At 50.5% G+C, this 13,890-nt stretch carries 12 protein-coding genes; 3 read left to right on the top strand and 9 right to left on the bottom strand.

Features of this window, described 5'->3' with window-relative positions; genetic code table 11:
• Nucleotides 1-5: 5 nt before the first annotated feature.
• From NEV57_RS03480 to NEV57_RS03450, 7 genes are all read right to left on the bottom strand, one after another.
• The gene (locus NEV57_RS03480; RefSeq protein WP_257656883.1) at nt 6-332 is read right to left on the bottom strand and encodes a 2Fe-2S iron-sulfur cluster-binding protein; all 327 of its coding nucleotides are present in this window, start codon (nt 330-332) and stop codon (nt 6-8) included.
• Between the two features lie 26 nt (nt 333-358).
• Nucleotides 359-1,363, bottom strand: coding sequence for an NAD(P)/FAD-dependent oxidoreductase (locus tag NEV57_RS03475; RefSeq protein ID WP_257657036.1), 1,005 nt, complete (start codon nt 1,361-1,363; stop codon nt 359-361).
• Nucleotides 1,364-1,380: 17 nt separating this feature from the next.
• Nucleotides 1,381-1,866 carry a MarR family winged helix-turn-helix transcriptional regulator gene (locus NEV57_RS03470; RefSeq protein WP_257656882.1) on the bottom strand — a complete coding sequence of 162 codons (486 nt, stop codon included), beginning with the start codon at nt 1,864-1,866 and terminating at the stop codon, nt 1,381-1,383.
• Nucleotides 1,867-1,957: 91 nt separating this feature from the next.
• On the bottom strand, nt 1,958-3,286 hold the full coding sequence (locus NEV57_RS03465; protein WP_257656881.1) for a dicarboxylate/amino acid:cation symporter: 1,329 nt from the start codon (nt 3,284-3,286) through the stop codon (nt 1,958-1,960).
• Nucleotides 3,287-3,564: 278 nt separating this feature from the next.
• Nucleotides 3,565-6,570 (bottom strand): protein translocase subunit SecDF, encoded by a 3,006-nt coding sequence (gene secDF / locus NEV57_RS03460; protein WP_257656880.1) that lies wholly within the window; start codon nt 6,568-6,570, stop codon nt 3,565-3,567.
• Nucleotides 6,571-6,690: 120 nt separating this feature from the next.
• The gene (locus NEV57_RS03455) at nt 6,691-7,836 is read right to left on the bottom strand and encodes an MFS transporter (RefSeq protein ID WP_257656879.1); all 1,146 of its coding nucleotides are present in this window, start codon (nt 7,834-7,836) and stop codon (nt 6,691-6,693) included.
• A 79-nt stretch (nt 7,837-7,915) separates the two neighbouring features.
• The gene (locus NEV57_RS03450; RefSeq protein WP_257656878.1) at nt 7,916-8,377 is read right to left on the bottom strand and encodes a hypothetical protein; all 462 of its coding nucleotides are present in this window, start codon (nt 8,375-8,377) and stop codon (nt 7,916-7,918) included.
• Between the two features lie 185 nt (nt 8,378-8,562).
• Here NEV57_RS03450 and guaB point away from each other — a divergent pair, with 185 nt between their 5' ends.
• From guaB to NEV57_RS03435, 3 genes are all read left to right on the top strand, one after another.
• Nucleotides 8,563-10,038 carry an IMP dehydrogenase gene (gene guaB / locus NEV57_RS03445; protein WP_257656877.1) on the top strand — a complete coding sequence of 492 codons (1,476 nt, stop codon included), beginning with the start codon at nt 8,563-8,565 and terminating at the stop codon, nt 10,036-10,038.
• A gap of 139 nt (nt 10,039-10,177) precedes the next feature.
• Entirely contained in the window at nt 10,178-11,248 is a 1,071-nt protein-coding gene (locus NEV57_RS03440; RefSeq protein WP_257656876.1) for an Ig-like domain-containing protein, read from the top strand.
• A complete protein-coding gene (locus NEV57_RS03435; protein WP_257656875.1) occupies nt 11,236-11,685 on the top strand; it encodes a hypothetical protein in 450 nt (149 codons plus the stop codon). Before NEV57_RS03440 ends, NEV57_RS03435 begins: the two co-directional genes overlap by 13 nt.
• A 426-nt stretch (nt 11,686-12,111) precedes the next feature.
• Here the strand turns inward: NEV57_RS03435 and NEV57_RS03430 are convergent, their stop codons facing one another.
• Together NEV57_RS03430 and lat are read right to left on the bottom strand one after the other, a co-directional pair.
• The gene (locus NEV57_RS03430) at nt 12,112-12,510 is read right to left on the bottom strand and encodes a hypothetical protein (protein WP_257656874.1); all 399 of its coding nucleotides are present in this window, start codon (nt 12,508-12,510) and stop codon (nt 12,112-12,114) included.
• A 21-nt stretch (nt 12,511-12,531) separates the two neighbouring features.
• Nucleotides 12,532-13,890, bottom strand: coding sequence for an L-lysine 6-transaminase (gene lat, locus NEV57_RS03425; RefSeq protein WP_307876378.1), 1,359 nt, complete (start codon nt 13,888-13,890; stop codon nt 12,532-12,534).

Below are 13,890 nucleotides of genomic sequence, written 5' to 3'. Positions count from 1 at the left end.
TCCTGTCAATTGTTTCCAAATATGCGGATTTTTAAGCCGTCCAGTGCAGGCGACATCCGGATTTGACAGGATAACCTGCTGTTGCCAGCGGCATCCGGAAGCGTATCAAGCATATCCAGTTCAGCTTCGGTCAACGGAGCCAGTTGTTCTGCCCCGTCGATCACCTGGATATGGCAGGTCGCACACAGCGCCATGCCGCCGCAGGTAGCAAGAATATCGTATTCTGACGCCTTCAACACCTCCATCAGGCTGAGATTGATGTCGGTAGGGATGGCCAGCTGATGGCTTTCACCCACTTGATTCTCCACGGAAATATGAATTAGCTCATTCATGTCAATTGATTATTAAAAGTTCATCATTAAAACGCATTAATCCCGTTCACGGTTGTGTATTTGAAACTCAACCGTTCATCGGGATGTACATACCGGAACGCACTCTGGGCCATCAGCGCGGCTTCATGGAAGCCACACAGAATCAACTTCAGTTTACCGGGATACGTATTGATGTCGCCGATGGCATAGATCCGTTCTACGGCCGTGGAATAATCGACAGTATCGACGGCAATGGCAGACCTGTCGATGGTTAATCCCCAGTCGGCGATAGGGCCGAGTTTCGGACTCAGTCCGAATAACGGGATCAGTGCATCCGTTTCCAGGCGGTATTCAGTCCGGTCTTTTCCGGTTATCCCCACGTGGCTCAGCTTTCCGTTGCCATGGACACTGCTGAGCTGGCTCTGGAGCAGTAGCCTGATCTTGCCGGTGTTGCCGAGACTGAAAACCTTCTCCGCTGAGTCAGGCGCTCCGCGGAAGCTGTCACTGCGGTGTACCAGCGTTACCTCTGCGGCAATGTCACTGAGAAATATGGTCCAGTCCAATGCGGAATCACCGCCGCCGGCAATCACGATGCGCTTATCGCGGAATGTTTCGGGGTTCCGGACCATGTAGCTGATTCCCTTACCCTCGAAGGCTGCCAGCCCCGGAATTTCCGGCTTACGCGGTTCAAATGAACCCAGCCCGGCCGCAATAACAATCACCTGTGCATGAATAACCGTTCCCTCATTGCTGCCGATATGGTAAGAACCATCGGGCTGCCTTTCCAGTGATTCAACCCGCTCACCGAGCGTAAAGGAAGGGTTGAATGGTTCGATCTGTTTCATGAGGTTGTCTACCAGCTGTTGCGCCTGAACAGCGGGATATCCGGGGATATCGTAAATGGGTTTGTGCGGATAAATCTCCGACAGCTGACCGCCTACCTGCGGCAGCACATCAATTAAATGGCAGCGCATTTTCAGTAGTCCGGCCTCAAAAATAGCAAACAGTCCCACTGGGCCAGCCCCGATGATGCAGATATCCGTTGTTATCATGGTCTTGTTCATATGTGCTATTCTATTTTATCCGCCAGCCATTCCGTCGCCGGAACCCGACCGGTTTCCTCTTTTCGTACATCCAGGTTATCATAGATGGTGTCAAGGATTCGTTTTAAGTGCTCAAAATCGGCTTCGTTTAAGTTTTTCCAGGCCTGCATGCGTATTGTGCCCACCTGGCCGGAAAGCGTTTCCACCTTGGCCTTTCCGGTTGGGGTCAGGTGAACGACGAAGCTTCGCCGGTCGTTTGGATGGGGCCGGCGTTCCACCAGCTGCTTCCCGACCAGCAGATCGACGATACGTGTCAGTGTCGGCTGGTCTTTTTCGCAGTATTCGGCCAGTTCCTTTTGTGCGAGATCGGCATATTGGTTCAGGTTTTTCAGAATCGTCCACTGATCGACCGTAATTCCGAACTGCTGGCAATTGAACTGATACTGCGCGTACTGTTTTACCCGGCGGGCCGTCCGTTCCAGTAGCTGGGAATAAGCGTTATATTGTTCCATTCGTACAATAATAATTAGTATGACAAATATATGGATAATCCATTGGAATTACAAACAAAACCAAGGTGAAATAGGGGGTGGATGGAGGCTTCTATTCCTGCTGTGTGCCGCCGGCCGGTGCCTCATGGAGCCGTCCGGCTTTTTCCTCGACATGCTGGATATAGGCAGCGGCCGTAATGTCACCGTTAACATTTAATACCGTGCGCGACATATCCAGTATCCGGTCGACCCCATAAATGAGGGCAATGGCTTCCCCCGGCACGCCGATGGAGATGAGAATGGTCACAATTACCGGCAACGATCCTCCGGGTACCCCAGCTGTCCCCACACCGGCCAGTATACATAAGAATACCACGGTGATCTGGGAGCCGATACTCAGGTCGACATTGAATACCTGTGCAAGGAACAGTACGGTGATCCCTTCAAACAGGGCGGTTCCGTTCTGGTTGCCTGTGCTTCCGATCGTCAGCACGAAGTGTGCAATCGGTTTGGGGATCTTGAGTTTTTCGATGCTGACCCGTATGGCCGTGGGTAGGGTAGCGTTGCTTGAGCTGGTGGAAAACGCCGTAAGCGTGACCTCGCCAATATCCCGCATGAACGTGACGGGATTGCGTTTAGCGAAATATTTAAGCACAATGGAATACACAACAAACTGGTGAATGGCTAATGCGCCCAGTACAATCAGCACATACCAAAGCAGGGAGAGCAGGAAATCGGCACCTACGTTGAGTACCATATTGAACAGCAGTGCGGCAACACCGTAAGGCGCCAGCGCCATGGCGTAGCCAATGACTTTTATCACGACCTCATAGAGTCCCTCCAAAAAGCTTTTCAGCGTGGCTGTCTTTTCCTCACCTACGGCAGCCATGGCGATGCCGAAGATCAGCGCGAAGAACATAACAGAAAGCAGCCCCCCGCCCGTGTGTCCCGCATCGAAGGCGTTGACCATTTCCTGGAAAGGATTGCGGGGTATGATCTGGGCAATAATATCACCGATCGTCCGTTCGTCCTGTTCTATTTCAACGGCCTGTGCATTTGCTGCTGCGGCCTCACTGCCGAACTGGCCAATGAGGTATTCCCGGGTATCTTCCGATATCGTGCTGCCGGGATTGAAAACATTGACCATGGTGATGCCGATCATCACTGCGACAAAACTCACCACGATGGTATAGATCAGTAATTTCATACCCATCCGGCCGAGCTTTTTTACGTCGCCGATTTCCGCAATGCCGAGAATGAGCGCGGACAGGATCAGCGGAATAACCATCATGAAGATGAGGTTCATGAATATACGGCCGATCGGCTCTACCCAATGGATGATGGTATCCAGCGTAGCAGGGGACAATCCAAGGCTTTTAATGATCAGTCCGGCCGCAATGCCGAATACCATACCAATAAAAATCTTTGTGTGTAACTTCATGAATGGCTATTTAGTTGGTTATTTGCATAATTGTCCTTCCCTGAACAGTTCCAGGGCCAAGGACACTAAGGAACGTAGGAGAAAACGGTTACCGCCGTCAGTTAGCCGCTGCATCGTATAGCGTACAGTCGGCCGATAGGCGCTATTTGGTTACAATGCCACAAAAATAGGATTATAATTGAAAAACGGGGTTGATTCCGGCCATAATTATCACGCTGAAAATAAAGAAGGCTATTGGGATCCCAATAGCCTTCTTTATTTTTAGTATAACTTAGTCATTAAGCCTTGGCCGGCTTAAGCGAGGTTTCATTCGCTGCTTTTGCTGCAGCAGTATCCCCTTCCGGTGTCTTGCCCTGCAGGTCAACAATCAATGGTGCTGCGAGGAAGATAGAAGAGTACGTTCCCACGATGATACCGACCAGGATGGCAAATGAAAAGCCCCGGATCACTTCACCCCCGAATACAAAAAGTACGGCCAGTACGAAAATAACCGTCAGTGACGTTACCACGGTACGACTAAGTGTCCGGTTAATGGCTAGATTGACCGTATCGCCGATATGATCCTTTTTACGGGATGGCATCCCAAGGTATTCCCGGAGGCGGTCGAATACAACCACGGTATCGTTAATGGAATAACCCACTACCGTAAGGATGGCCGCGACAAAATGCTGGTCGATATCCAGTGAAAACGGAACAATACCATCGAGTAGGGAGAATAATGCAAGGATGATCAGCGCGTCATTAGCCGTCGTGATGGCGGCCGCCACGCTGAACTGCCATTTCCGGAACCGGATCAAAATATACAGTGCAATCACGATAATGGAAGCGATGGCGGCATATATTGCACGCATCTTCATGTCGTTAGCAATGGTAGGCCCTACTTTCTGCGAACTTACAATCTCATGTGCGTTGCCGGATATCTTGGACAGTCCTTCATTCAGCTTACTCAACACTTCCAAGTCGGCCTCATCACTGGTTTCCTCAATATGGTATGCCGTGGTTACCCGCACCTGGTTAGCGCTTCCGAACGTTTTGACTTCCGTGTTCATCTGGAAAATATCGTTCAGGTTATCACGTACCTCTTCCAGGTCTACCGGCTGTTCAAACTGTACCGTATACGTACGCCCACCCTGGAAATCCACACCAAGACTGAAACCTTTCGTGAAGATGGATATGATGCCAATCACCAGAAACAGGGCAGAGAACAGGTAAAATTTCTTGCGGTTCTGCACGAAACCGTAATTGGCGTTCTGCAGGGTCTTTTCACTCCATGGCCGCGATACGGTAATTTTCCAGTCTTTTGCCAGCATCCATTCGAAGATGACGCGTGTAATGAAAATCGAGGTAAACAGCGAGGTAATGATACCCACCATCAACGTAGTAGCGAAGCCCAGGATGGGGCCGCTGCCAAAGAAAAAGAGAATAAGACCGGTAAGGAAGGTCGTAATCTGTGAATCCAGGATAGAGGACATGGCATGCTTATAACCATCGGCAATGGCCTGCCGGACAGATTTGCCCAGATTCAGCTCTTCCCGTATCCGTTCATAAATCAACACGTTGGCATCCACAGCTGTTCCCATCGTCAGTACGATCCCCGCGATACCCGGCAGAGTTAACACGGCATTCAGTGATGCCAGCACCCCCATGATAAAGAACACGTTGAACAATACTGCAATGTTGGCTACCCATCCACCACGGTTATAATACAGAATCATGAAGATCAGCACGACAACCAAACCGATGATAGATGAATTGACCCCGGCATCAATCGCTGCCTGTCCCAGTGATGGTCCTACGATGGCTTCTTCCACAATTTTCGCCGTTGTCGGCAACCGGCCGGCTTTAAGCACATTCGCCAGGTCTTTTGTGTCTTCAATGCTGAAATTGCCGGTAATCTGCGATACGCCATTAGGGATCTCACCCTGTACCGTAGGTGCGGAATAAACCACACCGTCCAATACAATCGCAATCGCCCGTTTATTGTTCGGATCAGCAGATGCCGATGCCGTAATCCGGCGCCATTCCCTTGCTCCCTCACTGTTCATGTACATGGTTACCATCGGGCTGTTTGACTGCGGGTCAAAATCGTCCTTCGCATCGGTAATGACATTGCCGCTCAGTACCGGTCCGGCTTCAAGGCCGGTAGGCTTAACAGCGTATAGTTCCAGCTGATTTGGTGTACGTGGACTGGGTTTGACACCCCACAGCAACTGCACATTTGCCGGGATAATCTGTTTTACTACCGGGTTTTCCAGCAGGCGGTTTACCTTGGCCGTATCACGTAGCTGCGAAAACCCTACAATTGGACCGGGTGCCAGTACTACCTGGTTGTTGGGTGCCATGGCCGTTGACGGGTTCAGCAGGCTGAACAACGGATTTTGCTGCGCAAGCGCATTGGCTGATGAGTCGGTATTCAGGGAATCTGCTCCGCCACCCAGCGTTGCCAGCAGGCCGGATGATGCCTTCGTTGTATCAGACCCAACCACTGCTTTTGTTGCGTCTGCGTCCTTTAACGTTGCTGCCAACGCGCGGTTGACGTTGTCTAACATGGAGTATACCTCCATGTTATCGTAGGTTTCCCAGAACTCCAGGCGTGCCGAACCCTGTAATAACTTCCGTACACGGCTTTCGTCGGTTACACCCGGAAGCTCAATCAGGATACGGTTGGTGCCCTGCTGCATCTGGATGTTGGGTGAAGTTACCCCGAACTTATCGATACGGGTCCGCAATACCTGGAACGTATTATCAATGGCACTGCTGGCCTGACTTTCGAGAAAGGTCCGTACCTGTGCATTGGTACTATTAGCTTTTACATATGCCGCATTATCTTTGGTAGCAAAGAAAGTGGCCAGTGAACCACTCGGGTTCAGGGTGCTATATGCATCGACAAACAAGCTGACATAACTGTCCTGGCTGGATCGGCTACGCACGGTAGCTTCCTCGAGCGCCTTGTTGAAGTTTTCGTCCTTGGGATCATTCGCCAGGTTCCTGATCAGCTCCTGCAACGACACTTCCATCGTTACGTTCATGCCGCCTTTCAGATCCAGCCCGAGCGCAATTTCATTTCCCTTCGCTTCGCGGTACGTGTATTGCGCAACACCTAAATTGTACACTACTTCACCGGCCATGGAATCCAGGTATGCTTTTTCTTTTGCAATATCCCCCTGGGCATAGGCAGCTGCATCACGTTCTACTTTGCGGGTCACGAACGTGAATGACAGGGAATAGAGGCACGCTATGGTGACTACTATTACCAAAAAATTAATCAACCCTTTACCTTGCATTTTCGTTAGCTTGTATTCGTTTGTTTTTAATTGTATGCGTTTTTGTCAAGATGGCAAAGGTATAAAAAAAATGTATATATAAAGCGGAGTTTTACAGTTTCTTCAAACCGCCGGAACGGCCTAATTAGCTGTGCCTTTTATCTTGGTGGTCAGCAGCATAATGATAATTCCCATGAAGGCGATGGTTGCGTAGGCAATGCGCAGGCCAATGAATTCGGCCATGAAACCGATGAGTGGCGGACCGATCAGAAAACCACAGAAACCGATGGTCGTTACCGCCGCCAGTGCAGCGCCCGGCGAGAGCTTCCCTGACTTCCCGGCCAGACTGTATACCAGTGGAATGATGGCCGAGGAGCCGATCCCTACGAGTAAAAAGGCGAAGATGACCGAGCCGAAACCAGGGAAGGCAACGGCAATCAGCAGACCTGCAGATGTCATCCCCCCGCTGAACAGCAATGTGTTTTTATACCCTAAACGGCGCACTGTCCAGTCTGATAAAAACCGCCCGGCTGCCATACTGAACAAGAAAGCACTTAAACCGTAACCAACCAGTTCCTGTTTTGCCCCGACCACCTTTTCCATATAAATACCACTCCAGTCGTAGAGCGCTCCTTCCCCGATCATAGCACAAAACGCGATCACGCCCAATATGGCCAGTGGCTTGTCCGGTATGGAAAACAAGGGTTCGCGTTGGTCTGTAGGTGCTTCGTCGTGGGCAATGAGGTATGCCGATATCCCTGCGGCGCATACCAGCGTTAGCGTGGCAATTGATATGAAATGATGGAAAGGAGAGACCTGTCCGTCAATCATCAGGGCCCCAATGCCCGCGCCGACAAACCCTGCGATACTCCACATGCCGTGAAAAGCACCCATAATTGGTTTTTCGTAATGCTTGCTCAGTGCAACGGCCTGGGTGTTGACCGAAATGTTGAGCAGATTGCCGGCAGCCCCGAAAAACATTAAATTCACCATCAGGCCATACATGTTGTTCCAGTAGCCAATGCCGATTAACAGCAGGGCATAACAGGCAGCAGCGCCAATCGCAATCCGCTTGCTGCCGATCCGGCCGACCAGCCAGCCCGACGCGGGCAGTGAAACCAGTGTGCCCACCGGTAACGCAAACAACACAAAGCCCAGTTGCGCTTCCGACAAACCCAGCATATTTCGGATGTCCGGGATCCTCGATGCCCACGAAGCGAAGCATAATCCGTAAACGAAAAATGCGATGCCAATGGCAATGCGTTGGGTAGTTATGTTCCGGTGCATAAGATGTGCTAATTCCCGGTAAAAGTACAACAAAAAACCCCGCAATTGCGGGGTTATGTTATCTGATCAATGGGGTTGGTTAAAACGTGAATTTAAACCCAATGCCGAAACGTCCGGGTATAAAATCAGAGTACTCTCCCAGTGCCCACAACGGACGCCAATCGAAACTGGCCGCTATCGGGGCCGAAGGAATTTTGAACTCCAGACCACCAAGCGGGCGGATTGCAAACTCGGAGTTCTCTTTGCGGATAGCTACCTGCGGTCCAATACCAATATACCAGGAAAGGCCATTTGCTCCGGATATCCCTTGATTATAAGAATATTCCGCTCCGATAAGCGTGGTCCGGTCGGCAAATAGAATCATGAACTGACCCGCATTGTTCGCAGAGAAGAAATGCTTGAGATGCGGCCCTACAAACGTCCGTCCGTCACCCGCATCAATAAACAGGCCCGCACCGGTACGGTACGACTGGGCTTTGGCCTCAAATTGAAAGGCCAGCATCAGTAATCCACAGAAAGCAGCAAGTGTAAGTTTTTTCATAGTTGTTAATTTTGTATGATTGTTTAAACAGTTAATGCCAAGCAGGCATTACGGCATAGCCGCAAAAAAAATACCAAAAAAGAAGAATGTGCTTTTTCATGCAGTATTATATTGTCATGTATTGCAGGAAATATAAAAAATGAGTAAATTTGCCCGGCAAATAGTAACCCCAACAGATATTTGCCATGCATTTAGATCCCGAAAAATTCGTAGCTGAGGGCCTCACCTACGACGATGTACTGTTAATTCCCGCATATTCCGAAGTATTGCCCAGAAATGTGGATACCAGCACGCAATTAACCCGAGCCATCAGGCTTAATATTCCACTGGTTTCCGCGGCAATGGATACCGTGACCGGCGCAGACCTGGCTATTGCCATCGCCCAGGCCGGCGGCTTAGGAATGCTGCACAAAAACATGAGCATTGCCAACCAGGCTGCCGAAGTGCGCAAAGTCAAGCGATCGGAAAGCGGCATGATACAGGATCCGGTGACACTAAATGCAAACGCGACCGTTGGAGATGCATTCAAAATCATGAAGGACCACAAAATCGGTGGTATTCCCATTGTAGATGCAGGAAATAAGTTGGTCGGCATTGTGACCAACCGGGACCTGCGTTTTCAAAAGGACATGAAACGGCCCATCAGCGAACTCATGACCCGCGAAGGATTAGTGGTGGCGCCAGTGGGTACGGATTTATTGAAAGCAGAAAGCATCCTCCAAAATCACAAGATCGAAAAGCTGCCGGTTGTTGATGATGAGCATATCCTCGTAGGCCTTATTACGTTTAAGGATATCCAGAAATACAAACATTTTCCGAATGCGGCCAAAGACAGTCATGGCAGGCTATTGGTCGGCGCCGCAGTGGGCGTAACAGCAGATACCATGGAGCGGGTAGAAGCATTGGTTAAGGCAGGGGTGGATGTGGTTACCATCGACACCGCACATGGACATTCCAAAGGGGTGATCGATAAACTCAGGGAAGTAAAAGCCGCGTTTCCCGACCTGCAGGTCATCGTTGGGAATATCGCAACCGGGGATGCTGCGCTCGCACTGGCCGAGGCAGGAGCCGACGCCGTTAAAGTAGGTATCGGTCCAGGCTCCATCTGTACCACCCGCATCATCGCCGGTGTAGGCGTTCCGCAACTGTATGCCGTATATGAGGTAGCTAAGGCACTCCGCGGCAGCGGCGTTCCGGTAATCGCCGATGGCGGGATCAAGCAAACCGGAGATATTGCCAAAGCGATTGCCGCGGGCGCAAGTACAGTAATGGCCGGATCACTGTTTGCTGGCGTTGAGGAAGCGCCCGGCGAAACCATTATTTACGAAGGCCGGAAGTTTAAATCCTACCGCGGTATGGGGTCGGTAGAAGCCATGGAGCACGGTTCGAAGGACCGCTATTTCCAGGATGTCGAGGACGATATCAAAAAACTCGTTCCCGAGGGGATCGTCGGCCGCGTAGCCTACAAGGGCACGCTTGCCGAGGTAGTTTACCAATATGTCGGCGGGCTGCGGGCCAGCATGGGCTACTGTGGCGCGGCCACCATCGACGACCTGCAGAAAGCGCGGTTTGTAAAGATAACCGGTGCCGGCCTCCGGGAGAGTCATCCGCATAACATCACGATTACTAAAGAAGCACCGAATTACCACAGCCGTCCGTAACGGCTTATATACAGTAAGTTATTGTCAGGTGCTGCCCGAAAAGGGCAGCACCTTTTTTGTTTTGAAATATAGTGGATTTTAGTTAGGTCCGCTTCAGCTTAAATCAGCACAACCAATTATAAGAACCAACTAATCAGTTATGAAACGAGTTACAACAAGTACGCTGTGCCTGTCGGCGCTGGCCTTCGCGCTTTCCTGCAGCAAAAGCAAAGAAATCAATCAGGTAGATCCCCCGGATTTAACACCCATTGGATTGACTGTCACCGGGATCAAATCAAACGATACCCTGCGCAATACCCTGACAGCAGAAATTAAAGCGGAGCATAGCTCGGGCATCAAAAGCATCGAAGTGTTTGCCAATGACGAATTAGTAGCTTCAGCAGCGGCGGATTCACTTTCCCTAAGCTTGAATACGCTGGATTTGCCGGATGGCACCTATAATTTGAAGGTAGTTGTCAGCGATGAAGCCGGTAATAAAAAGGAACAGGCAGCGAGTGTGATTGTCAGCAATGCGTTGGTCAAAATCGACCGGGATTTGTTAGTCGGGGGTGATGCGTCGGCTTATTTTATCACGGATTCGATAGGGCAGATCGTCGGCCGTGCGAATTTTGTTAACGACGGAACACATAACAACATCGTATCCATCTACCCTTCCGAAGCGTTCAATGGCAACAAAATCAACCTGACGCGCGTGTCTACCTCAGCGGATCTGCTGCCTAAGATTGAATATTTTGTGGAAATCAAGCGCGGAGCCCACTTGAGTGCCAAAAACCTTGAGGCAGGTAAAGGCCGTTTGAATGAATATCAAGAGGCGATTCCAATCACGGTTAAAAATATGCCGGAATACGATCATATGCTGGTGAGTACGAATACCCTCTATTATCAATTTCCGGTGAGTCCGGATTATGATTATTCGTTGCCATATACCTCGGGCAGCAAAAGCCTGCTCCTCATCGAGCAAAACGGCACTGGTCGGTACGGCTTATTCGATATTCCGGCAGGTAGTGCCAAGGTAGAATTGGATGCTGCGCAGGCCAATCTCATTCCTTCGAAGCAAACCATCCAGGTACCGGCAGGTGCTACTGATGCCAGTATAACCGTTTATGGTCAGGTTAGCAGGGGTTACGACGAGTTCTATACGTTTGCAAACAAAAAATTTCCGGTAATTCCGTTGATATTTTCTATCCAGAAAATCTGGTGGAAGACCTAAATGGCATTATTACCTACGTCCAGGATCGTACACAATTCAATAATTATTATCGTCAGGGTATCCCGGATGATATTACACCCTGGGATCTTCAGGCCAATGTGACTAAGCCGGATATTACTGATTTTGACCTGAACGCCAGTGGTGAATTCGACTATTACCGGGTGTTGTTTGAAAACAAGCCATATACCGGCACTGGAGAAGGCTATATCGAAGTTGCTGTTTTTGCTTCGCAGGAACAGCAAGCTTTTAATTTCCCGAATATTGCAAGCGAAATTGAAATACCAGGATTTGACCTTTCTCAACTTAAACCGATACAGCTCCAGTTTTATACGCATGATGTGCCACTTGAGTTCACTTCTCAGTTTAATCATACGACCTCCCTATTAATGCCGACAGGGGGAAAGCAAGCAGGAATCGCTACAATTAGCCTGCGGTAATGAATATGGGTACGGTTTTCAATTAGGTATTGGTTGCTGCATATCGAAAGCCAATTAAATGTAAAAAAACCACAATGCCGGTTTCGACTCCGCTTCGTCCGATATTGCAGGCTGCTTCGACAATTGTTCGGGATTCATTCGGGACTGTCCCGGGAATCCTTCGGATTTCTTCGGAACGCAACGGATTGCATATCGAGCAGCCCCGAAGCGCGGTCGAAGCCGACTCGAACAAGGGTCGAACAAGTCTCGAAGAAGAGTCGAAGCGGACTCGAACAACACTCGAAGGGGAGTCGAAGAATTCCGTCTGGTCAATAAGCTAAGCTGATGGAAACGTTAAAGCCTGGCTTATGAACGAATTAGCCAATGTTCTTATGGCTAATGACATTGGGTAGCCGCAGCCAGCCACAGCAACATATCCAAAAATAACTAAGGCGTTGTCGTAAGCGAGGCAACGCCCTGTTCGTTTTTAATGTATACCGCAACGGGGTGGTATTTGAGCTGATCGAAATGCGGGGAATCCAGTTGCAGCACATCGGGCGTGGGTTTGCCTTTTTCAAAGAAATAAACCGTTGTTTTGCTACCGTATTCGTTATGGGGCATCAGGTCGCCGCATGCCAGGTAAGCGGCATTTGTCGTGTCCGATACGGAAATGGCATAAATCCGGATAATTCCGCCTTTATTCTGCTCATTGCGCACAAAGGCAACTTCGTTAAAGTTACCCGGTAATTCACCGATACCGGGCTGGAAAAGCATATCTTTTAGGATAAACGCTGCGATCAGCACAATGGCGGCAGTAATTAGGAGCTTTCGGTATGTTGAATTCATTAGCTAAATGTGCCAAAGGTACTAAATAGCGGACAAAACCCGATCGGCAATTGCCATGCCGGCGTCAATATCCGCTTCTGTGGCAATCAGTGCGGGCCGGAACCGGATGGCGTGTTCTCCGCAGCCAAGGAACAGGGCGCCGTATTCAATCCCTTTCTTTAGAAACGTATCGCGCAGCGTTTTGTCCGGAAGGTCAAAGGCGCACAGCAAGCCCCGCCCGCGTACGCCGGATACCATCGGATGGCGGCCGGCAAGCTGCTGCAATTGCTGCTGGAGGTATTGTCCGGTCTGTGCTACATTGGCCAGCAGCCCGTCTTCTTCGATGATTTCCAGCATCTTCGTGGCGCGTACCATATCGGCCAGGTTGCCGCCCCAGGTGGAATTGATGCGGGAGGCGACGGTAAAGACATTGGTTTCGATTTCATCAATGCGCGGACCGGCCAGTATGCCGCATACCTGCATTTTTTTCCCGAAAGCAATGATGTCGGGCCGCGCCCTGTCGCCAAACTGCTCGTGGCACCAGAATGTGCCCGTGAGCCCTACACCGGTCTGTATTTCATCGTAGATCAGCAACGCTTCATTTTCATCCGCAAGGATCCGCAGTTGTTCCATAAACTCGCGGCGGAAGTGAAGATCACCGCCTTCGGCCTGTATGGGTTCAATGATGATGGCGCAGATGTCGTCGGGATGGTCCATAAATGCCCGCTTGATCTGGCCGATCGTGTCGCGCTCGCGCCGCTCGGTATTCCGGAGGTTTTCTTCGGTCAGCGGAAATTCCAGGTGGGGCGAACTTACCCGGGGCCAGTCGAACTTGGCAAACCACTTGGTTTTTCCGGGTTGCGTGTTGGTGAGGCTCAGGGTGTAGCCGGAGCGGCCGTGAAAGGCCCGCTGGAAATGCAATACGCTGGTGCCTTTTTCCCGTGAATACCCTTTTTGGAAGTTCTGCTGCACTTTCCAGTCCATGGCCGCTTTCAGTGCGTTTTCTACCGCCAGTGCACCCCCGGAAATGAAGAAGGCATGGGGGAGGTAGGCGGGGGTAGCCACGCGTTCGAATGTGGTTACGAACTGGGCATATTCCTGGGTGTATACGTCCGAATTGGATGGGTTGGTCAGCGCGGCGTTGAGCAGGCTGGCGGCGAACGCCGGATCGTCTTTCATCTTCGGATGGTTGTAGCCCAGCGGCACGGAAGCAAAGCAGGTGAAGAAATCAAGCAGCCGGCGGTCGTGCTTGGCATCGTAAATCCATACACCCTGGCTTTTATCCATGTCGAGGACAATGTCGTAGCCATCGGCCAGTATGTGCCGGCCCAGGGTTTCATGTACGTGTTTGGGGGATACAGACAGTTTATACATGGCCTCGTACGGGATGGTTAGACCCAA

The organism is Parapedobacter lycopersici (genome assembly GCF_024643285.1).
Lineage (GTDB): Bacteria > Bacteroidota > Bacteroidia > Sphingobacteriales > Sphingobacteriaceae > Parapedobacter > Parapedobacter lycopersici.
This window is presented reverse-complemented; position numbering and strand designations above follow the sequence as displayed.

What these genes read in the sequence shown, in the direction of transcription:
- NEV57_RS03470 (WP_257656882.1), bottom strand. Translation starts at nt 1,866, where the DNA reads ATGGAACAATATAACGCTTATTCCCAGCTACTGGAACGGACGGCCCGC.
- NEV57_RS03430 (WP_257656874.1), bottom strand. Translation starts at nt 12,510, where the DNA reads ATGAATTCAACATACCGAAAGCTCCTAATTACTGCCGCCATTGTGCTG.
- NEV57_RS03480 (WP_257656883.1), bottom strand. Translation starts at nt 332, where the DNA reads ATGAATGAGCTAATTCATATTTCCGTGGAGAATCAAGTGGGTGAAAGC.
- guaB (WP_257656877.1), top strand. Translation starts at nt 8,563, where the DNA reads ATGCATTTAGATCCCGAAAAATTCGTAGCTGAGGGCCTCACCTACGAC.
- NEV57_RS03465 (WP_257656881.1), bottom strand. Translation starts at nt 3,286, where the DNA reads ATGAAGTTACACACAAAGATTTTTATTGGTATGGTATTCGGCATTGCG.
- NEV57_RS03455 (WP_257656879.1), bottom strand. Translation starts at nt 7,836, where the DNA reads ATGCACCGGAACATAACTACCCAACGCATTGCCATTGGCATCGCATTT.
- NEV57_RS03475 (WP_257657036.1), bottom strand. Translation starts at nt 1,363, where the DNA reads ATGATAACAACGGATATCTGCATCATCGGGGCTGGCCCAGTGGGACTG.
- NEV57_RS03450 (WP_257656878.1), bottom strand. Translation starts at nt 8,377, where the DNA reads ATGAAAAAACTTACACTTGCTGCTTTCTGTGGATTACTGATGCTGGCC.
- NEV57_RS03440 (WP_257656876.1), top strand. Translation starts at nt 10,178, where the DNA reads ATGAAACGAGTTACAACAAGTACGCTGTGCCTGTCGGCGCTGGCCTTC.
- secDF (WP_257656880.1), bottom strand. Translation starts at nt 6,570, where the DNA reads ATGCAAGGTAAAGGGTTGATTAATTTTTTGGTAATAGTAGTCACCATA.